The following is a 26,466-nucleotide window of genomic DNA, read 5'->3' as shown; positions in this document are numbered from 1 at the left end:
GTATAAGTTCACTAACCGGCTTAACGTCTGACCCGGTAATCAGACAGAAAATAAGTTGCAATGGAGGCAGTTAATGTTCAGTTTTAAAGCGTTGTGTGCGGGAGTCGTCGTTACCTTGATTGCAGGTCCTGTACTGGCCGCTGACAGAGCACAAAATATCACACTGGATGATTACAGTTTTCCCGTTACTGAAGTGTCAGCGCTGACACCGGCTGAACCGGCTGCTGATGAGATTTTGCAACCCGGCATGATCCTCGGTTATGACGTATACCGGACAGGTAAAGTTGTCGGCAGAGATCCGCTGACCGGTACCGTATCAATTGCCATTGCCGGTCAAACCGTTCGTATTCGCCCGGATACCAGAGAAATTGTTGATATAGCCGGTTAATTCTACCTCCCCTGATATCCATCCTGCTTTTCCCGTTATTCGTCCGTAACTCCGTGTCCGGCTGTTGATGATTAGTAATTGAAGCATATAATAAGTATTGCTTACTAATTGAGGTTGATATGGAAAATTCCACATCCCGTGAAACCCCCTGTTACTACGATACCCGGCATGGTCCGGTAGAAGGCTTTTTACTGGCTGATATCACAAGGCGCATGCGTGGCGCTTTTCAGGACAGGTTAGATGGCAGTGATCTCACCCTTTCCCAGGCAAGAGCACTGAAACTGATAGCCATGAATCCCGGTGTACAACAAAAAGCACTTGCGCAGATGCTCGAAATCCAGCCGATGACTATTGCGAAGCTGCTGGACAATCTCGAGTTGCGGGGGCTGGTCCGCAGGGACAAAGATCCGGCAGACCGCCGTGCTCACCTGATTAATCTGACTGCAGATGCAGAACCCGTGTTAAAAACCATCAAAGTGACAATTGAAGCATTGCGCGAGGAAATGCTGCAGGACCTCAGTGAGCAACAACGGACACAGTTCGTCGATGTGCTGACGCTCATTCGTGAACGTCTTATGTCAATGTCTTTCTGATACGGAGAATTAAATGTCAGAAGAATCCACAAAAGCTGCGCCGTCTTCACGCAGCAAAAGATTTTTGTTTATGGTCGTTGTTCCTGTACTGGCATGCCTTGCCGGCGGTGCAGCATGGTTACACGGCGGGCGACTGGTTGAAACAGACAATGCTTATGTTAAAGCCGATCTAATCCAAATCAGTCCTCAGGTCAGCGGCAATATTATTCATGTCAATGTGCGTGAAAATCAGCAAGTCAAAAAAGGCGATATTCTATTTGAAATTGACGCTGAACCTTATCAGGTAGCTATGGAGAAGGCCGCTGCGAATATGGCACAGGTCAGAACAGAACTGTCTGCCCTGAAAGCCTCTTACGTTGAGAAGCAAACGGAACTGAAACTGGCAGAAAGTAAGCTGGCCTATGCGCAAAAAGAGGAAGTTCGTCAGGATAACCTGTTGAAAAAGCGCTATGTATCGGATGCAGATTTTGACGCAGCCCATCAAAATGTAGCCATTGCCAGACTTAACGTACTGGCGGTAAAAGATGATCTAAAACAAATCGCAGAGTCTCTCGGAGGCAGCAATACACTGCCGGCAGAGCAGCACCCTGATTATCTGGCGGCAAAAGCGACGCTGGCGGAAGCATTGCTTGATTACAAACATACACAGGTACTGGCACCGCAGGACGGGGTAGTGCGTATACCGCCTAAAACCGGGCAGTATTTTGCTGCCGGTAGTCAGGCCTTGTCGATGGTCATGAACCGGCAAATGTGGATTGAGGCAAATTATACTGAAACCGATCTGACCTGGGTTAAGCCCGGTCAGCATGTGACCATCAATGTCGATACCTATCCGGATCACCAGTGGCACGGAGTGGTAGAGAGTTTGAGTCCGGCAACGAGCGCGGAATTTTCAGTGCTGCCCGCGCAGAACGGGACCGGGAACTGGGTAAAGATCGCTCAGCGGTTGCCTGTGCGCATCCGGATTGATGATGAGCATGATTTACCGTTACTAAGAGCAGGGCTCAGTGTGATTACGGAAATTGACACTCAGCATCAGCGTTCGGTATTAGGGCTGACACTGTAGATGTCTGTACAGCCGGATAAGTCATCATCACCTGCTAACCGCGTCATGATCACCTTATCGGTGATGCTGGCGACCATCATGCAGGCACTGGATACGACTATCGCTAACGTGGCCTTGCCCCATATGCAGGGAAGTATGAGTGCCACACAGGATCAGATAAGCTGGGTGCTGACCAGCTACATTGTTGCCGCAGCGATTTTCATGCCGCTTACGGGCTTGCTCAGTGCCAGATTCGGCCGCCGCCGCTTGTTCATGTGGTCAGTCGTCGGATTCACTGTGGCATCCATGCTTTGCGGCGCAGCGCAGAACTTAAATCAGATAGTGATCTTCCGGTTGTTGCAGGGGATCTTCGGCGCCAGCCTGGTGCCGTTATCCCAGTCTGTACTGCTGGATACCTGGCCGAAAGAAAAACACGGACAGGCGATGGCCATGTGGGGCGTGGGCGTTATGCTCGGTCCTATTCTCGGACCTACCCTTGGCGGATTACTGACTGAATATTACGACTGGCGCTGGGTGTTTTACATCAACCTGCCATTCGGTATCCTCGCATGGTTTGGTCTTATGCGATTTGTCCCGGAAACTGAGCTGGATCCTGACAGACGTTTTGATCTTACAGGTTTTGCCATGCTGGCGCTGGCCATTGGCGCGTTGCAAATGATGTTGGACAGAGGAGAGTCTCAGGACTGGTTTGCCAGCAGAGAAATCGTTATCGAAGCGGCAATGGCAGCGCTGGGTATGTATCTCTTTATTGTGCATATATTCACTCACCGCAAACCCTTCATCGAACCGGCCATGTTCCGGGACAGAAACTTTTCGGTGGGACTGCTGTTTATCTTTATCGTCGGTATTATTCTGCTGGCTACCATGGCGCTGTTGCCACCGTTTATGCAGAACCTCATGGGCTATCCGGTGGTGGATGTAGGTTACCTGCTTGCTCCGAGAGGAATAGGTACTATGATTTCAATGATTCTGGTGGGACGCTTGTCAGGTAAAGTCGATGTGCGGTTGATGATATTTACCGGACTCATGCTGATGAGTTACTCATTATGGGCGATGACTCTGTTTACTGCGGATGTCAGTGCCCATGAAATTATCCGTACCGGTGTAATTCAGGGGCTGGGCCTGGGTTTCGTTTTTGTTCCCCTCTCAACCGCCAGTTTCGCCACTCTGGCGGCCTCGTACCGGAATGAAGGAACAGCATTGTTCAGTTTGTTACGTAACATTGGCAGCAGCATCGGCATCTCTGTGGTGATGACCTATCTGGCTCAGTCTGCACAGCGGAATCATGCAGTATTTGCAGAATTTATGTCGCTGGATAATGCAGGCTTTAAGGAAAGTGTGGCTCACGGAATTTACGCGACGTCGGGTACAGGGTTGAGCAGCCTCAATACACTGGTAACTACTCAGGCGACCACGCTGGCATATCTGCAGGATTTTCGTCTGATGATGTGGATCACTCTGGCATCGGTTCCGCTTTTGTTGCTTATGCGTCCTGCAACTGCGCCGGCCAAAGCAGCATAACCAGTCAATATAACAAAGCCGGGGCAACGGTTTGCCCCGGCTTTGATCATTCCATTCATAAAACGTTACCGCGTTACGCTGATTTTCTCCAATTCATCTGCGTTTGATGAACGGGTGTTATCAAGACGGAAATCCAGTTGAACCAGTATACCTGTCTGGCGCATGGCTTTACCACCCTGAACCCGTGGCTTATATTCCCACTGAGACAGGGCAGCTCTGGCACTCTCGTCAAAAACGCCATCAGGAAAGGCATCCACAATTTCAATATTCTCTGTAGTGCCGGTGGCAGAAATATCAAATTTTAATATTACCGAGCCTTCCTGATTGTTTGCGGCGGCTTCAGCGGGGTAGACAGGGTCAATTCGCATAACTGGCTGCGCAAGATTAACCTGTTCTGCTTTCACAGGCGTTCCGGCGAGCTTCGCCAGCGCAGTGTTTGCTGTAAAAATACTGATAGCAAGGCAGGTTGCCAGAGTAATTGTTTTGTTGATCTTAGTGTTTTTTTGCATTTGTGTGAGTCGTGTAAGCATAGTCTTCTTTTCTCCGTAAGCCGGGTACAAGTTGTTGTTGCAGGTGGTATGCGCGGCACACTGCACAAGTGCTTTTGCATAAAGAATTTTGTCTGTTTGCGATTTGTTGTGAAGGACAGCAGCGTCACACGACACTTCCTGGCTGGTGCGGAGGGCATAAAGTGCCACCCACGTAAGCGGGTTAAACCAGAACAGGCTCAGCAATATCAGCGCTGAAGCATTCCAGAGATGGTCGCCCCGGCGCAGATGGGTTTGCTCGTGCTCGATAATCATTGCCTGTTGCGGTGCTGAAAATGCGCTGTGGAAAAACACCGGCATGATCAAGCGCGGACGCATCAGGCCAAACAGTAAAGGGGTTGTAACTGCTGAACTTACAACATAATTTTGCGCATACTTGTTGGTTTTGCAGTGTGAGCCTGCAATGTCTCTGGCCAGAGCCATGTAGCGGGAAATGACAAAAGCTGCAATCAGTATTGCCCCCGCAGCCCAGATGAACAAGTATATGTTACCCTGAGGCGTGGCGATTATCTGGCCTGTACCGGTAACAAAGCGGGTCACAGGCCCGGCAGGCAGGCTGACGTCCGATGCTGGCAGGTTATGCGCAATTAACACCAGGGGAACCATCAGCCAGAGCCGGTAGGTCAGGTAAGCACCTATAGCCTGAGTAAGATAGCGTACTGTCAAAATCAAAAAAATGAGTGTGACGGATAGCACAATTTGTTGTTGCAGCAACCAGTCAGTCATTGTGGTTCTCCCATTTTTCAATCAGAGCTTTCAACTCATCCACATCTTGCCTGGAAAGACTGTTCTGGTTTGCAAAGCCGGCAACCATAGGTGCAATTTTGCCTTTGAACATCCGGCTGACAAAATTGGTTGTTTCCTTTTCGGTGTAATCTTCGCGGGCGATCAAAGGTGAGTATAAGTATCGTCGTTGGCTTTTCTCAAAACGAACAACGTTCTTCTTTACGAGCCGTCCGAGCAGGGTTTTTACGGTTTTTTCGTGCCAGGGTTTGCGGCAATTCAGTCGCTCAATGATTTCTGCAGATGATGCCGGGTGTCCATCCCATAACGCATCAAGCACATTAAACTCGGCGTTGGATATTTCCGGCTTTTGTGGATCATCAGACATGGTCTTGCTCCATAGATTACAAATGTAGTCAGATGCTTTAAGATTACATTTGTAATTCTATTGTGCAAGTTTTTTCCAATGTCCTTTTACCGGCAGACTCATTGTTTGCCATGCCTGTTCTGTCAATGCGCCTTGTTTTGCATAAAAGGATTGTGCACGCTTGTTATCTGCCAGCACTTCCCATTTCATTTTTGTGCCGCCAAGGGCAAGGCATTCCAGCCGGGCATGCCGGAATAGCTGTTCTCCGGCTCCGTTTCCGCGACAATGGCCGGAAACATAGAGTTCTTTGATAAATAACCAGGGGGTCAGATCGTATGTAAAAGGTAAAAAGTAATAAACAAGAATACCTTCCACCCGTTTTTCGTGTTCTGCAACCAGAATATGAAAGCGTTTTTCACAGATATACTGGTGTTTCAGTGAGTCCGTGGTCACCCGGAATTTATCCAGGTAACCCTCAAAGTCTGCGAGCTCTTTCATCAGTTCAAGTACACGGAGACAATCAGCCTCCGTGGCGTGCCGGACAATAATTTCAGACATCTTTACTGAGCTCAAAACCTTCATCCAGCCAGCCGGTTACACCGCCTATCATTTTCTTAACCGGTCTGCCCAGTCTGGCAAGGCGAATGGCTGCCTTTTCTGTTGCGTTGCAATGCGGGCCTGCGCAATACACAATAAACACAGTGTCGTCAGGATATGCAGACAAACTTTCCTCATTGATAGTGGCATGCGGCATAAAAACTGCGCCTTTAATGTAGCCTTTTTTCGCTGTTTCTATACCTCTTACATCCAGTAAAACAAAGTCTTGCAGATTGTGGTGCATGGCGTAGTGAACGTCCCAGCAGTCTGTTTCAAATTTCAGTAAATTCTGGAAGTGTTTGAGTGCTTCTTCGCTGCCTGAGGGCAGAGGTCTTATTACATTAGATGGCATGGTTGTTCTCCGTTTAATTTTTGGTCATCTCTATTATCGCGGATCATGCAAATTCAGGTTAGTGTCTATAAGGACATTGAGCGTAAAAATTTGGACAATTTTAAAATGCAGCAATCTGTAAAAGTCATCATTCTTCTCACAGAAAGTTTGTCACTGTTTGAATATGGTTGCGCAACAGAGCTTTTTGCTTTGCCCCGCGATGAATTTCCGGTGTGGTACACGACAGAAACTGTGTCTCTGACAGACACACATTATGCAGGGTTATCGGGTGAAAGCCTGATGTGCCGGAGAGTATCAGCACTTCCGCCATGTGATTTACTGGTTGTGCCTTCATTCCGCGCTTCAGTGGTTGATGTGCCAGATATTTATCTGAGGGAATTACAACAACACCATGCCCGCGGGGGGAGAACAATCAGTTTTTGCTCCGGCTCATTTCTGCTCGCTGCAGCCGGTTTACTTGATAACAGAGTTGCAACAACACACTGGCGGTATGCCAGTGCACTTAAAGCGCAGTTTCCGTATATTCAGTTTCGTGATGATATTCTTTATCATTACGATGGTCAGGTCGGTTGTTCTGCCGGCAGTGCCGCTGGTATTGACCTGGGTATCGAAGTCATCCGTTGTGATTTCGGGCACGAAGCAGCTAACAATGTTGCCCGCAGACTGGTGTTACCGGCTCATCGAAGTGGCGGACAATCCCAGTTTGTGGCAAAGCCGGTGTCTGCCGGCAATACCAGCTTGTCAAAAAGTCTGGAATGGGCGGTCAGGAACTTGTCTCATACACTGACGATAAGTGATATCGCAGCCAAAGCCAATATGACGAGACGCACGTTTGATCGTCAGTTCAAGCGCAGTTTTCGTATGACACCCGGCATGTGGCTGACTCAACGCAAGCTGGAAATGGCCAGGCAATTGCTCGAAAGCACACAGCTACCGGTTGAAACCGTTGCAATGCGTGCCGGGTTCGAAAATGCAGCCTCATTACGAATCAGTTTCAAGAAACATATATCAGTATCACCAGGCACCTACCGCATGCAATTTGGACGCTATCCGGCCGCGGAACAGCATGCCGCGGCCAGCGTAGATACGAACTCAGCCTTGTCAGGCTGATTTTGCCAGAGAGATATCCTCAAGGTAGCGCTTACGTTTCTTTTCCGTGAGACTGAATGTGTCTACTACCACCAGGCCATCGATACAGTCGTTAAAATCAGGATCGACATTAAAATCAAGAAATGCGACGCCACCAGCTTTAGTGATTTCGGAGTACTGCTTATAAAGCGTCGGAACGTTGACACCCATATTGGCAAGCAGGTGTTTTAACAGCGTAAATTCTTTTTTGTAATCTTCACCCGGAAACATGTTCTGAACTTCCGGTGAAACCTGATAGGGTAGGCGTGAAGAAGCACTGCCGAACTTTGCAGGGAAATGCGTGCGGTAAAATTGCACCAGCAAATCTTTGGCAGGTTGCGGGTAGGCATTACTTATCGATACCGCACCAAACAGGTAGCGGTACTTAGGATAACGTCTTAAGAAGGCACCTATGCCAATCCACAGGTAATCCAGACTTCGTTTTCCCCAGTACTGAGGCTGAACAAAGCTGCGGCCCAGCTCCAGCCCTTCTTTAAACAGGGCATGGTTATCATTGCCGTAGTTAAACAGAGTGGCTGAATACAGGCCGGTGGGATGCCCGTCAGCCGTCAGCAATTCTGCGTCACCGAAACGGTATGCGCCGGCAATCTCAAGATCATTCTCATCCCATAAAACAAGGTGATAGTAGTGCGAGTCGTACTGGTCAATATCACGGCGGCGGTTGGTACCTTCACCCACAGCACGAAATGCAATTTCACGCAGACGGCCTATTTCCCGCATGATGGGTGAATACCCCTGATGCTGATACAGGTAAATATGTTTGCCATCAGCAGTATGACCCAGGTGCTCACATTGCTTTATGGCGCGGGTAAGCTCTTTGCGGTCTTCAGGCATAGCAATAGGCGCCTGAGTTTGCAGCAGTCCTTTACGGTTTCTGCCAATGCGGTAGAGGTGTTGTTTGAATAGTTTTACCTGCTCTTTCAGCGGGAGTGTAAGCTGACTATATGCCTCGAAGGGGATAAGTTCGCCAATCCGCATGGGAAGATGCTTCTTGCGTTGTCTGAACATTTCTTGCACCAGAAGAACAGTTGCAAGTGGTTTATAAACCATTGATACACCGTAAAACAGCGGTGAATTTTTAGCATCAATGTAAACCGGAAGTACAGGGGATTTGGTCTGTCCGGCAATACGAAGAAAACCGGTATGCCAGCGTGTGTCACGAACCCCTTGCGGCCGGAGTCTGGAAACTTCACCGGCCGGGAAAATTAACACTGCGCCTTCGCCGTGCAGATGTTTATGGATGGCTTCAAGATGTTGCTTTGGGGTGCCGCCCTGCATGTTATTCACCGGCAGCAGCATGTTGTGCAAAGGTTCAACGGCCATCAGCATCTGATTGGCGACTACTTTTAAGTCGTGGCGTACTTCACTGACCAGTTTAATTAATGCAAGACCGTCGAGGGTACCAATCGGGTGGTTGGCAATAATGACAACTTTGCCTTCGGTGGGAATACGTTCTTTTTCCACATCGCGGGTAGAGTAGCTGATATTAAAGTACTCAAGCACCTGTTCAACAAAGTCTATATCCACGTAGTGAGGATAGGTTTCACTGAACTCGGTCATTTCCCGCTCATGCAGCAGGTGGCGAAGTACAAAAGACAGCGATTTAAATAGCCAGGGTTTATCCGCAACCTGCGGATAATGCCGGGTCAGTACATCATCAACAGTAAACATATTTTATCCCATTGTTTTGAGCGAACGATATCAACTGAGTGTGACGCTTTTTACACAGTTTCATGGCATTTCCGTGACAGAGAGCTTCACCTGCTGGCAGCGTTGCCGGTGAATTATTATTTGTTTACTAAGCTGCTTTCGTTGCTTTTGACCGTGGCTTGAACTCGGTAACAGACGCCCGTGCCTGCATATGATCAATCCAGCTGATGAGCGTCAGATTTCCCTGTAAATCTTCGCCAAGGGCAGAGCAGTTTTCTATCCAGTCGCCATCATTGATGTAATGGATACCATTCTCCATGGTGCTTTCCGGGTGGTGGATGTGGCCGCAAATCACACCATCAAGCCCCATCTTTTTCGCCCTGCCGCAGCAGGCTTCGCGGTAACGGCTGATGGCTTCGTTAGCCCCTTTTATATGCTTTTTGATATAGCCTGCCAGAGACCAGTAGTGGTTGTTGCGCCACTGACGGAAGCGGTTAAACCAGCGGTTGAGGAACAGAAGCAGGTCGTAGCCTTTGTCACCAATCCAGGCGTGGAATTTTCCCAGGGTCACATCAGCATCGAACTGATCGCCATGAACGATAAGGTACTTTTTGCCCTGCAGGGTAGTATGGACATATTCTCTGCGGATCTCAATTTCGCCAAAATCCATGCCGGAGTAAGACTGCAACGGCTCGTCATGATTGCCGGGCAAATACACCACTTTGGTCCCTTCACGGCTCATTTTCATAAATGTATGAAGCACCTGGTTGTGCGCCTCAGGCCAGCGAAATTGCCGCGACATCTCCCACATATCAACGATATCGCCAACCAGATAGAGGGTGTCGACGGTGACATTGTTGAGAAAGTCGAGAAGGTATTCAGCTTTGCAATCTTTATTGCCAAGGTGAATGTCAGATAACCACAGTGTGCGGTAGTGAGTGCGTTTCATAGCCGTTCCCAAAGCAGTAACTTTGGAAGGACATCTTAGGATGGTTAATTGACAGTCAGGTGACCGCAGGTTTACAGGTTAGTGAAGGTTGTCTGACAGTATCGTGACAACGGCCATATGCGGGGAGAAAGAACTGGCCGCATTCGCTGACGCAGCCAGTTTTGCGATTTATCCGGCCATACGGGGGGCAATATCTGCCAGCAGCACTTCTGCACTCTGATATCGTGTGTTTCCTACTTTGCAGTATCCGCCGAATGCATAAAGCGCTTTCAGCTTGCGCTCTACCTGCGGTGTGAGCTCGTCTGCAGACAATTCGTGGGTCTCAATTCCTTTGTTATCATGTACCTGGATTTTCATCATTGTAATCTCACCTTTGATTGTACAAGTGCGTTAACTGCACCGGGTTCTCAGCAGGAACTCCCGCCTGTGACACTCAGCATTAAGTTCTTAACACTAACAACCTTAGCAAAAATTCTACCAGCTCAGCTTACTGCTGTTATCACCAGCGAAAGTTCGCCAAAAAATCCCCGAAATGCACGTAACCGGGCGGTAAGGTTCAGCACTGTACCTGACGCTAGCAAAAGAAAATGACGTTGACGTTGCTACCCGGCAACACACTTTTGTGTAGTTTTTTCGCAGCGGCGGGAATTACCTCCCGTCAACTTTGCATTATTAACTGTGCCTCAGCGCAGTGGCACCGGAAGGGCACAGAAGATAGGCTTTGAGCAGGAAAATTTGTACTGCCTGTATTATGCCTGGTAATGACTTAATGTATTCACAAATCCAATTGCTGGCTGATCTTTTACTCAGCTATGTGTGGTGCGTTCTCTGGACTTTTTTTATCGTGTACTTTGCATCTTTTGCGGGGATCCCTTTTCCCGCGGAACCTGAAGAGAGCTATCCGTCAGTAAGTTTGCAGGGGATCATCTTCATCGTTTTTGCCGGCCCCTTTTTAGAGAACTGTGTCCTTACAGGGCTTATTCATCAGTTGAGGAAGAAAATAACAACTGATGGTCCGGTTATCATTATTTGTGGTTTCGTTGCCGGCGGCCTGCACAGCATCGTTTATGTCGGGTGGGGAGTGACGACCTTTCTGAGCTTTGCCCTGATGACACGACTGTATCTCAGGTACCGTCATCGGAAAGGCTTTGTTGCAGCGCTGCTATTACATATATTACTCAATGTATCATCAATTTTGCCCATGTTGATTTAACTGTTTGTGGATTAATGGGAGGTGTTATCAGGGCTGTTGTTGGAAAATAAGCGCTGATTTTCGCTCGTTAGTACGAAAATATGCGTGTTTTGTCTGATTGTTGTTCACTAACTTTTAACGTTACGGGAGATTCTCATGCAATATGCCAAAGAGTACAGACAACTCACTCAGCATGCCGCACCTGATTTCGATAGCGTTATCGACATCATAGAAGAGGGTTTGCCGTTGAGTGCAGTTAAGCAAATAGCAAAGATGTTTGAAGTCAGCAAAGCGCGTGCAGCTGCCATGCCCGGCGTTTCTTTGCGGGCATGGCAGTCCTGCAGTTAGTCAGATCACAAAGGTAAATTACCATTAAGGGAATCTGACAGGGCCTTACAGTTGGCAAAATTGATGAATGAAGCAATTGTTTGTTTCGGCAATGCTGAAAATGCAATCAGATGGATGAAATCAGCAAATACAGGTCTGGGAAATAAGAAGCCTGTCGATCTCTGTAGTAGCGGCGTAGGTATGGAAATGGTCCGGGATTCTGTTAACCGGCTGAAATTTGGTTTAACAGCCTAGTGGAGGTAGTCAGTGAAAATTCAAAGCCGGGTAAAATTCAGGACATAAAAAAAGCGCCATAAGGCGCTTTTTTACTTCTCGTCAGCTTGTCTTACAGCGCTTTAATTTGCGCAGACAGACGGCTCTTATGACGAGCAGCTTTGTTCTTGTGAATCAAACCTTTGGTTGCCATTCTGTCAAGTACCGGAGTAGCAGCGGCCAGTGCAGATTGTGCACCTTCTTTATCACCTGCAGCGATAGCGGCAACTACTTTCTTGATGCTTGTACGAGTCATGGAGCGACGGCTGGCATTATGCTGACGACGCTTTTCGGCTTGAATTGCACGTTTCTTAGCAGACTTAATGTTAGCCAAGGTGTAACTCCCAAAATAAATACATGTCTAAAAAATAGGGTGCGGATTATGCTCATCCGGCGACCAAATGTCAAACTATTTTGCCCGACACCTCAGGAAAAATAGTTTTGAGATTGCGCAATAAAGGCATCCCCCGTGAGATGCGCGGATTATAGCAGGGCAAAATGGGGAATTCATCTGTCTGTCATGTTTTTTTCATCTTTAATTCAACACACTGTCACGGTACAGAATTTTTATCTGCGGAGATTTCGTCAAACCCCCGCTTCCGCTATAGTGGCGGTCTGAATTTTTCAGTTAGCAGGGCGCGTGTGTCAGGAAAGTTATTGAAGTCGGGGATCATTGTCAGTGTGATGACATTTATCTCCCGCATACTTGGGTTAATCAGGGATGTCGTTGTAGCGAAACTCATGGGAGACGGCGCGGCAGCTGACGTATTCTTCTTCGCAAACAAAATTCCCAACTTTCTGCGACGCCTGTTTGCTGAAGGGGCGTTTGCCCAGGCGTTTATTCCCGTGCTGACCGAAGTGCACCATCAGGACGACAAGGCAGAACTGCGGGCTTTTATTGCGAAGGTCTCCGGTACGCTGGGTGCGATTGTTTTTGTGGTAGCTATATTGGGTGTTCTTGCTTCCCCGGTACTAACAGCCATTTTTGGTACAGGCTGGTTTATTGCCTGGTGGCAGGGAGAGGAAGCCGGTGAAAAATTTGAGCTCGCTTCTGTCATGCTTAAAATCACCTTTCCTTATCTTGCCTTTATCACATTAACCGGATTGGCCGGGGCGATTTTAAATACATTAAACCGCTTTGCCGTGGCCGCTTTTACGCCGGTATTGCTGAATATTTGTATCATAGTATGCGCCTGGTTCGTGGCACCGGCTTTATCCCAGCCGGCTTTTGCGCTTGCATGGGGCGTCTTTATTGGCGGTATCGTTCAGCTTTTGTTCCAACTGCCGTTTCTGTACCGTGCCGGATTACTGGTGAAGCCAAAATGGGGCTGGCATGATCCCGGTGTGGTGAAAGTACGCACATTAATGATCCCCGCACTGTTTGGTGTGTCAGTAGGGCAGATCAATCTGCTGTTCGACACTCTCATTGCCAGTTTTCTTGTTACAGGCTCAATCAGCTGGCTTTATTATTCAGACCGGTTGCTGGAGTTTCCACTCGGTTTGTTCGGTATTGCCATCGCAACGGTCATTCTGCCGGCTTTGTCGCGCAATCATGTGGCGAACGACCCCGAAGCATTCAGTGGCAACATGGACTGGGGCGTACGTATGGTGTCGTTACTGGGTATTCCTGCTGCTGTGGGTCTGGCATTTATGGCTGAGCCGATTATGACAGTTATTTTCCAGCGTGGAGCCTTCACTGCTGAAACCGCCCGTATGGCATCCTATTCGCTGGTGGCTTATGCCTTCGGACTGGTCAGTTTTATGTGGGTAAAGGTGCTCGCGCCGGGGTTCTTTTCACGCCAGGATACCAAAACACCAGTGAAATTCGGGATCTGGTGCATGATTGCCAATATGGTGTTTAACCTGATTTTCGCTATTCCTTACGGCTATATTGGCCTGGCTATCGCGACCTCTTTGTCAGCCACACTGAATGCCGGTCTGCTTTACACAACACTGCATAAAAACGGTGTGTATAAGGCCAGCAGAGAAACGCTGTTTTTCCTTATTAAGGTGGTGATTGCCAGCACTCTGATGGCGGGTGTCATTGTGTATTTTGATCGGGGTGACGCATTTTATGCACTGGATTTAACTGCACAAATTTACCATGTGACTCTCACTATTGGCTCCGCTGTGGCTGTTTTCCTCTTCGTTTTGCTTGTTTCAGGTGTCCGCAAACGACACTTTCGGGCATTTGGCGGATAAACTATGCGCAACGATTGGTATTACGGTGCGGGTCGTTTATAATCGCGAGCTTTGTCATTCAGTCTCAGGCTTACAGGAACCCGGCAGCAAGTGGAATTAATTCGCGGTCTTCATAATTTGCGCCCCGATCATAGCGGGTGCGTGCTGACTATTGGCAAGTTTGACGGTGTTCACCGGGGCCATCAGGCAGTACTGGCAAATGTACATGAAAAGACCCGTGAACTCGGCTTGCCTTCTACCGTTATGGTTTTTGAGCCTCAGCCTGAAGAACTGTTCAGTCCTGATACAGCTCCCGCGCGCCTGAGTACCTTACGGGAAAAATATCGGCTACTGAAAGCACAGGATGTTGACCGTTTATTGTGTGTCCGCTTTGACGAGTATTTTGCCAGTCAGTCTGCAGACACCTTTATCGAAGAGTTGCTGGTTGAGCGTCTCGGCGTAAAATTCCTGGTGGTGGGCGACGACTTCCGTTTTGGCCGTGGTCGCCGCGGTGACTTTTCCATGTTGCAGCGGGCAGGGCAGAGCATGGGATTTGAAGTCGCAAGTACCCAGAGCTTTATGGTCGATGATTGCCGCATCAGTTCCACAGCAGTACGTGAAGTACTGGCTGCCGGTGAATTTGAAAAAGCCGGTAACATGCTGGGACGGCCATTCGTGATAGATGGTCGAGTGGTACACGGTGAGAAAAAAGGGCGCACAATCGGGTTCCCGACTGCCAATGTATTACTGAAACGTTCACGCCCGGCCATCAACGGCGTATTTGCCGTAACCGTGGATGTGAATGACACCCGCTATTATGGCGTGGCCAATGTGGGTTCCCGTCCGACTGTGGCAGGTAAACGCACGCAACTTGAAGTGCATATATTTGGCTATAGCGGTTCGCTGTACGGCGGGCAGATAAAAGTCTATCCGGTAAAGAAATTACGGGATGAAGAAAAATTCGCGTCATTTGACGCATTGAAACAACAGATTCAGCGCGATGCGCAGGCAGCAAGAGCGCTGTTTGGCATTGCCGGCATTTAATTATCAAATTGTTGCGACTTTTCGCAACGGCAGGTGGACGGAAATAACGAGTTTATGAGCGATTACAAACCGACATTGAATTTACCGGAAACGCCTTTTCCTATGCGTGGCAACTTAGCGCAAAGAGAACCGGCGATGCTTAACGATTGGCAGGAAAAAGACCTGTACAAACAAATTCGCGCAGCAAAAGCAGGTAAGAAGCCATTTATTTTGCACGATGGCCCTCCTTATGCGAACGGTGATATTCACATTGGTCACGCTGTAAACAAAATTCTGAAAGACATTATCGTTAAGGCCAAAACCTTATCTGATTTCGATGCGCCTTACGTTCCCGGTTGGGATTGTCACGGTCTGCCCATCGAATTGATGGTTGAAAAGAAAGTCGGTAAGCCGGGCGTAAAAGTCTCTGCGGCTGAGTTTCGTCAGAAGTGCCGCGACTACGCGCAAAAGCAAATCGACGGCCAGATGGCAGATTTTAAACGCCTTGGTGTGTTTGGTGAATGGGATAATCCCTATAAGACCATGGATTTTAAATCTGAGGCCGACATCATCCGTGCGCTGGGCAAAATTGCAGACTCCGGACATCTGGAAAAAGGTTTCAAACCGGTTCACTGGTGTACAGATTGTGGTTCAGCGCTGGCAGAAGCAGAAGTTGAATATAAAGATAAGGTCTCGCCAGCTATCGATGTGAAATTCCCGGTAGCGGATGCAGACGCAATTGCTGCTGCATTTGGTGTGTCTGCCGGTGACTTAAAAGTGCATAATGCGTCAGCGGTTATCTGGACCACCACGCCATGGACATTGCCTGCCAACCGCGCGATTAGTTTGCATCCTGAACTGACGTATTCACTGGTAGAACTGGACGGCGGTGACTGGATAATCCTGGCGGAAGATCTGGTTGAAAGCTGTATGTCACGTTACAGCGTGGAAAACTTTAAAACAGTGGCAAGCTGCACGGGCCAGTCACTTGAAAAGCTGACCGTAAATCACCCGTTCCTGGATATCACTGTACCGTTCATTTTAGGTGACCACGTTACTACTGACTCCGGTACCGGCCTTGTACACACAGCACCGGCTCACGGTGTAGACGACTTCAATGTTGGTAAGCAATACGACATCGAAGTTTACAACCCTGTTGCAAATAACGGTGTCTATAATGACGAAACGCCGCTGTTTGCCGGTCAGTTCGTGTTCAAAGCAAACAAACCGATCATCGAAAAGCTCGAAGAGAATGGTAACCTGCTGCTGAATATCAATTATGAGCACAGCTACCCCCATTGCTGGCGCCATAAAACGCCAATTATTTTCCGTGCTACGCCTCAGTGGTTTATCAGCATGGATAAAAAAGGCCTGAGAAAAGCGTCTCTGGAACAAATTGAGAAGACAGAGTGGATCCCTGAGTGGGGCCAGAACCGTATCGAGAAAATGGTAGAGGGTCGTCCCGACTGGTGTATTTCACGTCAGCGTACCTGGGGTGTTCCTATCCCACTTTATGTACACAGTATTTCCGGTGAACTACACCCGGAGACTGCTGCTATCATTGAAACAGTGGCGCAAGCTGTTGAGCAAAAAGGGATACAGGCCTGGTGGGATCTCGACGATGCCGCACTGTTAGGTGCTGATGCTGAGCAGTACGAAAAGGTGACCGATACGCTGGACGTATGGTTTGACTCTGGTGTAACGCATTATTTTGTTGTTGAACGTCGTGACGATATTCCGGCCAGCGCTGACTTGTACCTTGAAGGTTCTGACCAGCACCGTGGCTGGTTCATGTCGTCCTTAATGACCTCCACGGCTATGTATGGCCACGCACCCTATAAAGAAGTGCTGACGCACGGTTTTACTGTAGACGCGCAGGGCCGCAAGATGTCCAAGTCCATCGGTAACGTGGTTGCGCCGCAGCAGGTCACGAACAAGCTGGGCGCAGACATTCTGCGCTTGTGGGTAGCGTCGACTGATTATCGCGGCGAAATCGCGGTGAGCGATGAAATCCTGAAACGCGCTGCTGATGCGTACCGCCGGATCCGTAACACCGCCCGTTTCCTGCTGGCAAACCTGAATGGTTTCGACCCGGTTAAAGATGCGGTTGCGCCGGATAATATGGTTGCTCTGGATCGCTGGATCGTTGCCCGCACTGAAAAGCTGCAAAATGAAATCATTGAAGCGTATAACAATTACGACATGCTGGTGGTATCACAAAAACTGACTCACTTCTGTTCAATTGAACTGGGCAGTTTTTATCTGGATATCATTAAAGATCGTCAATACACGGCGAAAGGGGATAGCAATGCCCGTCGTTCGTGCCAGACTGCGTTGTACCACATCATCGAAGCGCTGGTTCGCTGGATGGCACCGGTCACCAGTTTCACTGCTCAGGAAATCTGGGATGCGTTACCCGGTGAGCGTAGTGAGTTTGTTTTCACTGAAGCCTGGTACGAAGGTCTCGGTGGCTTTGCGACAGAAGGCGGCTTCGACGATGCTTACTGGCATAAAGTGATGACAGTGAAAGACGCGGCCAACCAGGCGATGGAGCAGGCGCGTAAGGACGCTCAGTTAGGTGGTTCACTGGAAGCGAATATTAAACTGTTCGCAGATGACGCACTGAAATCTGTACTGGACAAGCTGGAAGATGAACTGCGTTTCGTCCTGATTACTTCCGGTGTTGAGCTGTTGCCGTTAAGCGAAAAAACAGACAGCGCGAAAGCCACAGAGCTGGATGGCCTGTTCATTGAAGTGACGAAGAGCAGCGGTGAAAAATGTGTTCGCTGCTGGCATCACCGTGATGACGTGGGCAGTCACGAAGCACACCCTGAATTATGCGGACGTTGCGTAACTAACGTCGACGGTGAAGGGGAAAATCGTCAATATGCCTAAACTGTTGACTGATACCGGCCTGCGCTTTTTATGGATAAGTGCTGTCGTGGTGGTACTGGACTTATGGAGTAAGTACGAAGTTATCGGCAAAATGGCATTGTCTGAGTCCATTCAGATATTGCCGTTTTTCAACTTAACTTATGTACGTAACTACGGTGCCGCGTTCAGCTTTTTGCATGATGCCTCAGGCTGGCAACGATGGTTTTTTACCGCGATTGCAGTAGGGGTGAGTGCCGTTATTCTATGGTGGCTTAAACAGGCCGGAAAAGGGCAGAAGCTGTTACCGGTAGCGTTTTGTTTTATTTTGGGCGGTGCCATAGGTAACGTTTACGACCGGCTGGTTCACGGTTTCGTTATCGACTTTTTAGACTTTTATGTTGGTCAGTCACACTGGCCGGCTTTTAACCTTGCAGACAGCGCCATTTTTATTGGTGCTGCCTTACTGGTTTGGGACATGCTTACCAGTAAAGATGAAAGCAATGCGTCTGACAGCGCCGGTTCAAATTCGTAACAGGAGCACGCAGTATGAGTGATTTTGTGATTAATGCCCAATCTGAAGTGATCATGCACTTCGATTTAAAGCTGGAAGACGGTTCTGCCGCTGACAGTACCCGTCTGAATAAGCCGGCCAAGCTGGTGATGGGCGATGGCAGCCTGACACCTAACTTTGAAGCGTGCCTGCTGGGTTTGAGTAAGGGCGATAAAAAGGCCTTTACGCTGGCCCCTGAAGACGCTTTCGGTCAGCCTAATCCGGATAACATCCATCATATGGATCGCACCCGTTTCAGCCATGATTTAAACCTTGAGGAAGGTATGATCGTGGCGTTTTCCCAGCCTGACGGCAGCGAAGTACCGGGCATTGTCAGAAGTCTTGCCGGTGATTCTGTTACCGTAGATTTCAATCATCCGCTGGCAGGTCAGACGGTGATTTTCGATGTCGAGATAATCGACGTTATTAATTCTGCAGCGTAAGGTTTAGCGGAGCGTTTTATGCAAATACATCTTGCCAACCCCCGTGGCTTCTGTGCGGGTGTAGACCGTGCCATTACTATTGTTGAACGTGCACTGGAAATGTTCAGCCCGCCTATCTATGTACGTCATGAAGTGGTTCACAATAAATTTGTTGTGGACGGTCTGAAAGAGCGTGGCGCACTGTTTGTCGATGAGCTCGATGAAGTGCCGGATGACAGCATCGTTATTTTTTCAGCTCACGGCGTTTCTCAGGCAGTGCGAAAGGAAGCAGAAGCCCGTGGACTGAAAGTGTTTGACGCAACCTGTCCGCTGGTAACGAAAGTGCATATGGAAGTGACACGAGCCAGTAAGACCGGCACGGAATGTATTCTCATCGGTCACGCCGGACACCCTGAAGTAGAAGGTACGATGGGGCAGTACAATAATCCGGAAGGTGGCATCTATCTGGTGGAATCCAGCGAAGATGTTGCAAAACTGGAAGTGAAGGATCCGCAGCATTTGTATTTCTGCAGTCAGACTACGTTATCGGTAGATGACACTGCGGATGTTATCGATGCACTCAGAGACAAATTCCCGGCAATCAGCGGACCACGCAAAGACGACATTTGTTACGCTACGCAAAACCGTCAGGATGCCGTGCGTGAACTGGCGACAGATTGCGAAGTGTTGCTGGTTGTAGGTGCTACGAACAGTTCAAACTCCAACCGTCTACGTGAACTGGCGGAAAAAATGGGTGCGCAGGCGCATCTTATTGCCGATGAAAATTGTATTCAGAAAGCGTGGCTTGAAGGTGTTGAACACATCGGTGTTACCGCAGGTGCCTCTGCGCCGGAAGTGCTGGTGCAGCGGGTAGTCAATCAGCTTAAGGCATGGGGAGCGCAAAGTGCTTCTGAACGTCCCGGACGTGAAGAAAACGTAGAATTTGCCGTGCCTAAAGAGTTACGTATTAAACAAGTCAGTTAACTCCTTCCCCGTTACGCCTTTCTTCATCGCGGAGTGTTGCTGCTCCGCGAATTATACTTTTCAATACCCAACGATTTCTGCCGATACTTATTAAAATGCCCCTCTGATGTAGGATAAATGCGGGGTAAGTTTAATTTTTGAACAGGTAGACTAGTTATGCGTCAGCATACGTTGCAAAAACGGCAAACCGGTGTGGGCTTCATTGAAGTCCTCATAACGTTGTTCGTGCTTGCTATCGGTCTGCTTGGCGTTGCATCGCTGCAATTTGTGGGTTCTTTTGCGAACAGGGATGCGATAAGCCGCACACAGTCTGAGCTGGTTGCCGAACAGGTAGCAGAGCGGTTACGGGCTGCCACGCGGCCGGCCACGGCAGGCGATGGTATGGTAGTGAATAACGCCTATTTCACCAGTAACAATTATAATTTTGCCACACTGTCCTGTGGTTCCGGTGATACGTATGCGTGTCACTGTCTGAGCCTGCCTTCTTCCATTCCTGACTGTGAAAGCGGCACATGCAGCGAAGCACAGATAGCGCAGTACGATGCGTGGTCATTGTCCTGTGCAGCAGTACAAACTAATAAAGCCATTACATTAGATGTGTCTTGCACTGACAGTAACAGCGGAGATGCGGACACCTGCTCAGCAGGCTCCCGCATTCATATTATGCTGACGTGGCCGGTTTCGTCTTCCTCCAGGCAACAGTACACGTTAAATACCCGGTGTAACCCTGACTCCGGTGACAGTAATGCCTGCGTGGTTAAGGACATCACACTATGAATCAGCGGGGCTTTACCTTAATCGAAATGATGATCGCGCTGGTGCTGGGTCTGGTGATCAGCGGTGCAGTGATCCAGACAATGGTCAGTTCCAGAGTGACAAATTCCCTGAATCAGGCGGTCAGCCAGGTGCAGGAGTCAGGACGTTTTGTTATGGCAAGGCTGAACCGCGAAGTTATTGAGGCCGGGCGCTACGACCAGGTAGTAGCCAGAGTGGATACCACGGTAGACCCCCTTGTTGAAGCGGCATTTATTCAGAACCGTCCTGTCGGCTTGCCGGGGGATTATCTGTCCAGCGCATCCCTCGGCTCAAGCCAGGGCGGAAGCGGCGCTGCTGATGAACTGGTTGTGAATTTTCTGGGGCGGGAGGATTGCACCGGAAACCGTTATGGCTACACAGGCAATGACGAATTTCACGTGGTGAACCGTTACTACGTGTCCGGAGAAAAGCTCTATTGTTCAGGATACGATGGCCGGGCATTGCGTGGTGTAAAAACGGCAACAGGTACCAGCAAGTCGGTGGTTCTGATGGATAATGTCGTGAGTTTTCAGGTGCAGTACGGCGTCACCGCCACCGCCACCGGTTCTCAGGGACAAGCTGTTCAGTATGTCACCGCCAGTCAGTTGTCAGCATTGCGGGCGGTTAACCGTCAGGTTGTATCGGTACGCATCGGGGTGTTGTTAAAAAGTGATGCCTCTCAGGTATCGAATATCGCCAGCCGTAATATTGCCGTACTGAATGAGAGCGCGGTAGCTACTGACAGCGGGCACTATTTCCAGGTGTTCACGCAAACACTGGCGTTACGCAATATGAAGAATTTTGTGAGGAGCCTGTGATGCAAGGATTAAAGCCTCAGCAAGGTATGGTGCTTATTCTGGCGCTGCTTATTTTATTATCACTGACTATCCTTGGTGTCAGTGCTGTGTCGTCAAGTCTTGGGCAGAGTAAAATGGCTGTGTCGATGCAGCGTTCCGGTCAGGCTTTCGATGCTGCGGAAGCGGCACTGGCCGGGGTGTTTTTTGAAGCTGAGGACGAAATTTTACTGACCGATTCCAGTAAAACCGATCCCTTGTCAGAAGCCCGTCAGGGAACTCAGTTTGATCCCGACACCGATACATTGAGTTGTTCTGATCAGAACTGGACTGACCGTCGGGTAACTACCTCAGTACTGAATACCGGCTCTGAACACAACGGCAGCGGTAATTATCAGAATGATATGCGTACTGAAAGCTGGTCGAAAACCGCTTTCGTACGTGAGCAGGCCTGCAGAGGCTCAAGTAATGTAATTGGTGGCAGTAACGTTAACTGTCACGTGTTTGTTGTCAGAGGGTGTGGCAAGGTAGCCGAGCGTTCAACAGTGGTGGCAAATACCGTGACTGCCGCTGTTATCGCGCCCGCTTCGCAGTAGGAATTATGAAAATGAAAAAAGTATCACGCTGGTTTATTTCATTTCTTATGTGGTCGTGTATCGGCTTCGCGGCATGGGGTGACGATCTGGATATTTATCTTGGGACAGCAGACTCATCGAAAACCTATTTGCCGAATGTACTGTTCATTATGGATACATCGGGCAGTATGGCGGCTTATGACAACACCAGTCAGACAAGGATGCTCAGAGTACAAAATGCGCTGAAAGCGGCGCTGGACCAGGCAACCAATATTAATGCCGGCCTGATGCGTTTCTCTGATTATGGCGGTCCGGTACTCTTTCCGTTACAGGGAATTGATGAAGCCATAAATCCTGAGCTGATCACGTCAACCGGCGGCAGTACTGACGATGCCTCCGAGATTAACGGTTCAGTGTATGTGAACACCAATGCGGTTTATTTCACCTACGGTACGGCAACGGTAACAAGCGGTTTGCGTTTTACAGGTTTAAATATTCCTCAGGGCGCCACAATTACCGGCGCTTATATGCGTCTGACGTCTTCACAGTTAAACTCAGCGGCTTCTGTGATCACTATTCGCGGTGAACTGGCGGCCGACAGTCAGCCGTTTTCCACAGCTTCATCTGACATCTCATCAAGAGCCACAACCGCAAGTCAGGTTGACTGGACCACTGATAATGAATTTCCCGTCACTGATGACGTCATCTCAACACCGGATTTTTCACCGGTTATACAGGAAATCGTTGACCAGGCAGGCTGGTGTGGTGGTCAGAACCTGAGTCTTATTCTTGAAGGTAGCAGTACTGACAGCAGCAGTGAGCGCAAAGCCAGATCAGCAGATTACGGCACCACAGGCTCTCCGCAGCTGGTGGTCACCTATGATGAATCGACTGCCACAGGCTGTATTTCCGGCGAAAGCCTGTTTCAGGTGTCTTCCACGAGGGATAATGCAGAGGAAAAGAACAACGGCTATCAGTCCACCGGTACTGAGCTGACCATGAATTCAAACTACAACGCGTACATCGGCATGCGTTTTACCAATATTAACGTGCCAAAGGACGCTACCATCAATAAGGCTTATCTGGTCTTTACCGGTTATGATTATCACGGCGGCAGTGCATCTATGAAAATTTCTGCATCGGCAGAAAATGATGCGGCTGATTTTGATAACTATAGCCGCTACCTGCTCAGAAATAAGTCGAAGACCAGTGGTATTACCTGGAACTTGCCCACCTTTTATCGTAAATGGCAGCATGTCTCTCCGGATATTTCCAGTGTGGTTCAGGAAGTGGTCAATCGTGGTGGCTGGAGCGCCGGTAATGATTTAATGCTGATATTAAGTGATTTCTACGGAGACCGTGGAGCTTATTCGGTGAATGGCAGTGCGTCACGTGCACCACAGCTTTACATTCAGTTTAACGGCAATGCAACGCCGGGCGTTTCTTCCACCGTACGTGAACACCTGATCGGCAAAGTGGACGAACTTAAAGCCAGTGGTTACACCCCCATTGTGGATACCCTGTACGAGGCAACCCGCTATTATGGCGGCTTGTCTGTGGACTATGGCCTGACCCGCGGTAACAACAATGTATCAGGGGATGTGCGTAAGAGTACCCGGGTCAGTCACCGTGATTCTTACAGCGGCTCAGATCCGGTCCGTCCTTACGGATGCAGTGATGACAATTTGAGTGATGCGGATTGTATTAACGAATACATTCCATCCGGTGCAACCTATATTTCTCCGGTCACAGATTTGCAGTGTCAGACCAATAACCACATCGTGTTACTGTCTGACGGTGAAGCGAACAGTAACCACAGTGTCAGTAAAATTCAGTCAATGCTGGGCAAGTCCTGTACCGGTTCCGGTGGTGAAAAGTGCGGTCTGGACCTGGTGAAGAACATCAGTAAAACGGAAACGTCTGTGATAGACCGTCGTGTTATCACCCACACTATCGGTTTTGCTGCCAACAGCAATGCCAACAATTTCCTTAACCAGATAGCGCTGCAAAGCGGCGGTGGTTTCTATCAGGTGGATAACAGTGATGATTTGCTTACGGCTTTCCAGACTATCCTGCGTTCAGTAAAAGACGTAAATGCTACCTTTGTGTCACCGGGTGTGGCAGTTAACCAGATGAACCGTCTGACCCACAAAGACGAGCTGTATTTTGCTTTATTTAAGCCATCAGAGGGCACTATCTGGCCCGGTAACGTGAAAAAATACAAAATTAGCGGTGACACGATTCTGGATAAAAATGGCGCAGGAGCAGTGGACTCTGTAACAGGATTCTTCTCAGATTCATCTCACAGCTACTGGTCCACGCTGGCCGATGGCAACGATGTGAGGGAAGGCGGAACGGCCAGCCAGATGAATATCAACCGTAATGTGTATTTCTTTGACTCACCGGGTTCTATTGCATCCAGTCTGAATGCCGTGCATGAGAACAATGCGCTCATCACCACCGCAGATCTGGCAATTACCACGTCATCTAATCCGGTAACCTTGAGAAGTGAGTTGCTGAAATGGTCACGGGGTGTCGACGTTAAAGATTCTGACGGTGACGGCGACTCCTCAGATGTGCGACTGCAAATGGGCGATCCTATTCACTCTCAGCCGGTCATTGTTAACTACGGTACCAATGATTCAGCCATTTTTGTTGCAACCAATCAGGGGTTCCTGCATTCCTTTGATGCCGCCACCGGTAAAGAAAACTTCGCGATTATTCCGAAAGAGCTGATGGCCAATCTGCACGACTTTTACCAGAATGCCTCTTCGTATACACACATCTATGGCCTTGACGGTGATATGGTTCTGCGCACAGTCGGCAGTAAAACCTACCTGTATCTTGGCATGCGTCGTGGTGGCAGTAATTATTATGTATTCGATGTAACCAGCAAAACATCTCCCAAACTGGTATTTGCAATCCGTGGCGGCACAACCGGACTTGAGAAAATGGGACAAACCTGGTCCCGTCCTACCATTACCAAAGTGAAAATGGGCAGTACCGAAAAGAATGTCATGATTGTGGGTGGTGGTTACGCAGACGGTCACGATACTAAGCTGACCCGTGATCCTGATGGTATTGGTAATGCTGTGTACATGTTTGATGCAGATACCGGTGCGTTACTCTGGCACGCCAGTAACAGTGATGCCAACCTCAATATTGCTGAGATGCAGTACAGTATACCAAGCCGGATTTCAGTGATTGACCGTGATAACGATGGTTATGCAGACCATATGTATGTGTCAGACATGGGGGGGCAATTGTTCCGTATGGATATCTACAACGGCAAAACTGGCAGCGACTTTGTTAAAGGTGCCCGTATCGCTGATTTAGGCGGGGCAACCAATACAGATAACCGCCGTTTCTATTACGGTGCAGATGTCTCTGAAATCGCGCTGGGCGATGAGTTATTCTATGGCGTCGCTATCGGCTCTGGCTGGCGCGCATCGCCGCTGGATGTAGATGTGGATGACCGTTTCTATTTCATTAAAGACAAAGGTGTTTTTGAACACGACAGCAACGGCGAATATGTGTTCAACACAGGCGTAACTGAATCCACTTTGTACGATGCCACTAATTCGTTACTGAGCAGTTCAGACGCCAACACACAAAGTGTGGCGGCAACCCAGCTTGCAGGCAAAGATGGCTGGTTTATAAAACTGACTACCGGAGGGGAAAAAGTGTTGTCTTCACCTCTGATCATTGATTATAAAATTTTCTTCACCACGTATGTACCGGCTGCGAGCTCAGAAAGTGACTGTGCACCACCTACCGGTAACAGCCGTGCGTATCTGGTAGATATGTTGACGGGTAATGCAGTGGATGATCTGAATAATGACGGAGATATTGATGAAAAGGATCGCTACGCTGAGCTGAAACAGACCGGTATTGCGCCTGAAACGAAAATCCTCATTGAGGAAATCGTGGAACCGGTAGTTTGTCTGGGCACAGAGTGTGTGTCTGCGGTGATCAGCGTCGACCAGGATGGTAACGAAGAGCAGTGCACATCGGCCTTTGCCTGTCTGGCACAAAATATCTTCGGCCGCTTCGAACGGGTACAGCAAAACAGCTGGACCACAGAGAAAGAGCGCCAATAATGAAAAAGGATAAAATGAAAGAAATGCGTGGTTTTACTCTGATTGAACTGATGATTGCGGTGGCTATTGCGGGCATCCTGGTAGCGGTAGGATATCCCGCTTATCAGGGTGTTATTCAGGAAAGCTACCGTAAGACGGCACAGTCTGATTTGATGGCGTTCGCAGCAGCAATGGAGCGTCATCATACCGGTGGTTTTACTTATGAGGGCGCTGCATCGGGTGGCAGTGATACCGGTACACCAACTATTTTTAATAACTGGTCACCGGCCTCTGAAAGTGCCTCAGATAAGCGCTATACCCTGACCATTCAGGCTGCCTCTGCAACTGACTACGAGATAAAAGCTACGCCGGTGTCCGGTACCAGTCAGGCATCGGATGGTATCATTTTGTATTACAGCGACGGGCGTAAAGCCTGGGATGAAAATAACAGCGGCAGTATCGACAGCTCAGAGTATTGCTGGTCCTGCTGATCC

Annotated in this window: 26 protein-coding genes and 1 pseudogene; 19 read left to right on the top strand and 8 right to left on the bottom strand. The window is 48.9% G+C overall.

Going from position 1 to position 26,466, the window contains the following annotated elements; genetic code table 11:
* Positions 1-73 precede the first annotated feature (73 nt).
* The 4 genes from J3369_RS14165 (at position 74) to J3369_RS14150 (ending at position 3,568) form a co-directional block, all read left to right on the top strand.
* The gene (locus J3369_RS14165) at positions 74-388 is read left to right on the top strand and encodes a hypothetical protein (RefSeq protein WP_303573067.1); all 315 of its coding nucleotides are present in this window, start codon (positions 74-76) and stop codon (positions 386-388) included.
* Between the two features lie 119 nt (positions 389-507).
* Complete coding sequence (locus tag J3369_RS14160) at positions 508-981, top strand: MarR family winged helix-turn-helix transcriptional regulator (protein WP_349588016.1); 474 nt, start codon at positions 508-510, stop codon at positions 979-981.
* Between the two features lie 13 nt (positions 982-994).
* On the top strand, positions 995-2,047 hold the full coding sequence (locus J3369_RS14155; RefSeq protein ID WP_349588014.1) for an HlyD family secretion protein: 1,053 nt from the start codon (positions 995-997) through the stop codon (positions 2,045-2,047).
* Entirely contained in the window at positions 2,048-3,568 is a 1,521-nt protein-coding gene (locus J3369_RS14150) for a DHA2 family efflux MFS transporter permease subunit (RefSeq protein ID WP_349588011.1), read from the top strand.
* Positions 3,569-3,633: 65 nt separating this feature from the next.
* On the opposite strand, the gene J3369_RS14145 is transcribed toward J3369_RS14150, so the two are convergent.
* The 4 genes from J3369_RS14145 to J3369_RS14130 are packed head-to-tail and all read right to left on the bottom strand — an operon-like array spanning position 3,634 to position 6,155.
* Positions 3,634-4,842 (bottom strand): M56 family metallopeptidase, encoded by a 1,209-nt coding sequence (locus J3369_RS14145; RefSeq protein WP_349588008.1) that lies wholly within the window; start codon positions 4,840-4,842, stop codon positions 3,634-3,636.
* Positions 4,835-5,227: a BlaI/MecI/CopY family transcriptional regulator gene (locus tag J3369_RS14140; RefSeq protein WP_349588005.1), complete on the bottom strand. Its 393-nt coding sequence runs from the start codon at positions 5,225-5,227 to the stop codon at positions 4,835-4,837. The genes J3369_RS14145 and J3369_RS14140 overlap by 8 nt, the downstream gene beginning before the upstream one ends.
* Before the next feature lie 57 nt (positions 5,228-5,284).
* Complete coding sequence (locus J3369_RS14135) at positions 5,285-5,779, bottom strand: GNAT family N-acetyltransferase (protein ID WP_349588002.1); 495 nt, start codon at positions 5,777-5,779, stop codon at positions 5,285-5,287.
* Entirely contained in the window at positions 5,757-6,155 is a 399-nt protein-coding gene (locus J3369_RS14130; RefSeq protein ID WP_349587999.1) for a rhodanese-like domain-containing protein, read from the bottom strand. The genes J3369_RS14135 and J3369_RS14130 overlap by 23 nt, the downstream gene beginning before the upstream one ends.
* 105 nt (positions 6,156-6,260) lie before the next feature.
* Between J3369_RS14130 and J3369_RS14125 the strand changes: the two genes are divergently transcribed.
* Positions 6,261-7,265, top strand: a complete 1,005-nt coding sequence (locus J3369_RS14125) for a helix-turn-helix domain-containing protein (RefSeq protein ID WP_349587996.1) — start codon at positions 6,261-6,263, stop codon at positions 7,263-7,265.
* Here J3369_RS14125 and olsF read toward each other — a convergent pair.
* The 3 genes from olsF to J3369_RS14110 form a co-directional block, all read right to left on the bottom strand.
* Complete coding sequence (olsF, locus tag J3369_RS14120) at positions 7,257-8,975, bottom strand: bifunctional ornithine lipid synthase OlsF (RefSeq protein ID WP_349587993.1); 1,719 nt, start codon at positions 8,973-8,975, stop codon at positions 7,257-7,259. The two genes, J3369_RS14125 and olsF, sit on opposite strands and share 9 nt — an antisense overlap.
* A gap of 127 nt (positions 8,976-9,102) precedes the next feature.
* A complete protein-coding gene (locus J3369_RS14115; protein WP_349587990.1) occupies positions 9,103-9,903 on the bottom strand; it encodes a UDP-2,3-diacylglucosamine diphosphatase in 801 nt (266 codons plus the stop codon).
* A 168-nt stretch (positions 9,904-10,071) separates the two neighbouring features.
* Positions 10,072-10,263 (bottom strand): hypothetical protein, encoded by a 192-nt coding sequence (locus J3369_RS14110; RefSeq protein ID WP_303573075.1) that lies wholly within the window; start codon positions 10,261-10,263, stop codon positions 10,072-10,074.
* A 409-nt stretch (positions 10,264-10,672) separates the two neighbouring features.
* On the opposite strand from J3369_RS14110, the gene J3369_RS14105 reads away from it, so the two are divergent.
* The 3 genes and pseudogenes from J3369_RS14105 to J3369_RS14095 form a co-directional block, all read left to right on the top strand.
* Positions 10,673-11,116, top strand: coding sequence for a CPBP family glutamic-type intramembrane protease (locus J3369_RS14105; protein ID WP_349587986.1), 444 nt, complete (start codon positions 10,673-10,675; stop codon positions 11,114-11,116).
* A 135-nt stretch (positions 11,117-11,251) separates the two neighbouring features.
* Positions 11,252-11,443: a hypothetical protein gene (locus J3369_RS14100; RefSeq protein WP_349587984.1), complete on the top strand. Its 192-nt coding sequence runs from the start codon at positions 11,252-11,254 to the stop codon at positions 11,441-11,443.
* An 18-nt stretch (positions 11,444-11,461) separates the two neighbouring features.
* Positions 11,462-11,677, top strand: a pseudogene (locus J3369_RS14095) (antitoxin Xre/MbcA/ParS toxin-binding domain-containing protein); the annotation flags it as partial.
* A 91-nt stretch (positions 11,678-11,768) separates the two neighbouring features.
* On the opposite strand, the gene rpsT reads toward J3369_RS14095, so the two are convergent.
* Positions 11,769-12,029 carry a 30S ribosomal protein S20 gene (gene rpsT / locus J3369_RS14090; protein WP_349587981.1) on the bottom strand — a complete coding sequence of 87 codons (261 nt, stop codon included), beginning with the start codon at positions 12,027-12,029 and terminating at the stop codon, positions 11,769-11,771.
* Between the two features lie 308 nt (positions 12,030-12,337).
* Here rpsT and murJ point away from each other — a divergent pair, with 308 nt between their 5' ends.
* The 11 genes from murJ to J3369_RS14035 all read left to right on the top strand — a co-directional run bounded on the left by murJ (position 12,338) and on the right by J3369_RS14035 (position 26,463).
* The gene (gene murJ, locus J3369_RS14085; RefSeq protein WP_349587978.1) at positions 12,338-13,897 is read left to right on the top strand and encodes a murein biosynthesis integral membrane protein MurJ; all 1,560 of its coding nucleotides are present in this window, start codon (positions 12,338-12,340) and stop codon (positions 13,895-13,897) included.
* 90 nt (positions 13,898-13,987) lie between these two features.
* Positions 13,988-14,920: a bifunctional riboflavin kinase/FAD synthetase gene (ribF, locus tag J3369_RS14080; RefSeq protein WP_349587976.1), complete on the top strand. Its 933-nt coding sequence runs from the start codon at positions 13,988-13,990 to the stop codon at positions 14,918-14,920.
* Between the two features lie 54 nt (positions 14,921-14,974).
* Positions 14,975-17,794, top strand: a complete 2,820-nt coding sequence (ileS, locus tag J3369_RS14075) for an isoleucine--tRNA ligase (RefSeq protein WP_349587973.1) — start codon at positions 14,975-14,977, stop codon at positions 17,792-17,794.
* Positions 17,787-18,305 (top strand): signal peptidase II, encoded by a 519-nt coding sequence (lspA, locus tag J3369_RS14070; RefSeq protein ID WP_303573080.1) that lies wholly within the window; start codon positions 17,787-17,789, stop codon positions 18,303-18,305. Before ileS ends, lspA begins: the two co-directional genes overlap by 8 nt.
* Before the next feature lie 14 nt (positions 18,306-18,319).
* Complete coding sequence (gene fkpB / locus J3369_RS14065; RefSeq protein WP_349587971.1) at positions 18,320-18,766, top strand: FKBP-type peptidyl-prolyl cis-trans isomerase; 447 nt, start codon at positions 18,320-18,322, stop codon at positions 18,764-18,766.
* Between the two features lie 18 nt (positions 18,767-18,784).
* A complete protein-coding gene (ispH, locus tag J3369_RS14060; RefSeq protein WP_119501964.1) occupies positions 18,785-19,729 on the top strand; it encodes a 4-hydroxy-3-methylbut-2-enyl diphosphate reductase in 945 nt (314 codons plus the stop codon).
* A gap of 156 nt (positions 19,730-19,885) precedes the next feature.
* Positions 19,886-20,506 carry a type IV pilus modification PilV family protein gene (locus J3369_RS14055; protein ID WP_303573082.1) on the top strand — a complete coding sequence of 207 codons (621 nt, stop codon included), beginning with the start codon at positions 19,886-19,888 and terminating at the stop codon, positions 20,504-20,506.
* Complete coding sequence (locus J3369_RS14050) at positions 20,503-21,342, top strand: PilW family protein (RefSeq protein ID WP_303573083.1); 840 nt, start codon at positions 20,503-20,505, stop codon at positions 21,340-21,342. Before J3369_RS14055 ends, J3369_RS14050 begins: the two co-directional genes overlap by 4 nt.
* Positions 21,342-21,914: a PilX N-terminal domain-containing pilus assembly protein gene (locus tag J3369_RS14045; protein WP_303573084.1), complete on the top strand. Its 573-nt coding sequence runs from the start codon at positions 21,342-21,344 to the stop codon at positions 21,912-21,914. The genes J3369_RS14050 and J3369_RS14045 overlap by 1 nt, the downstream gene beginning before the upstream one ends.
* A gap of 11 nt (positions 21,915-21,925) precedes the next feature.
* On the top strand, positions 21,926-25,993 hold the full coding sequence (locus tag J3369_RS14040) for a PilC/PilY family type IV pilus protein (RefSeq protein WP_349587965.1): 4,068 nt from the start codon (positions 21,926-21,928) through the stop codon (positions 25,991-25,993).
* Positions 25,993-26,463: a type IV pilin protein gene (locus J3369_RS14035; protein WP_119501960.1), complete on the top strand. Its 471-nt coding sequence runs from the start codon at positions 25,993-25,995 to the stop codon at positions 26,461-26,463. Before J3369_RS14040 ends, J3369_RS14035 begins: the two co-directional genes overlap by 1 nt.
* The last annotated feature ends 3 nt before the right edge of the window (positions 26,464-26,466 follow it).

Origin of the sequence: Alteromonas sp. NFXS44, from assembly GCF_040148705.1 — a bacterium.
Classification (GTDB): Bacteria; Pseudomonadota; Gammaproteobacteria; order Enterobacterales; family Alteromonadaceae; genus Alteromonas.
The sequence above is the reverse complement of the archived record's forward strand: the minus strand, read 5'-3'. Positions and strand labels throughout refer to the sequence as shown.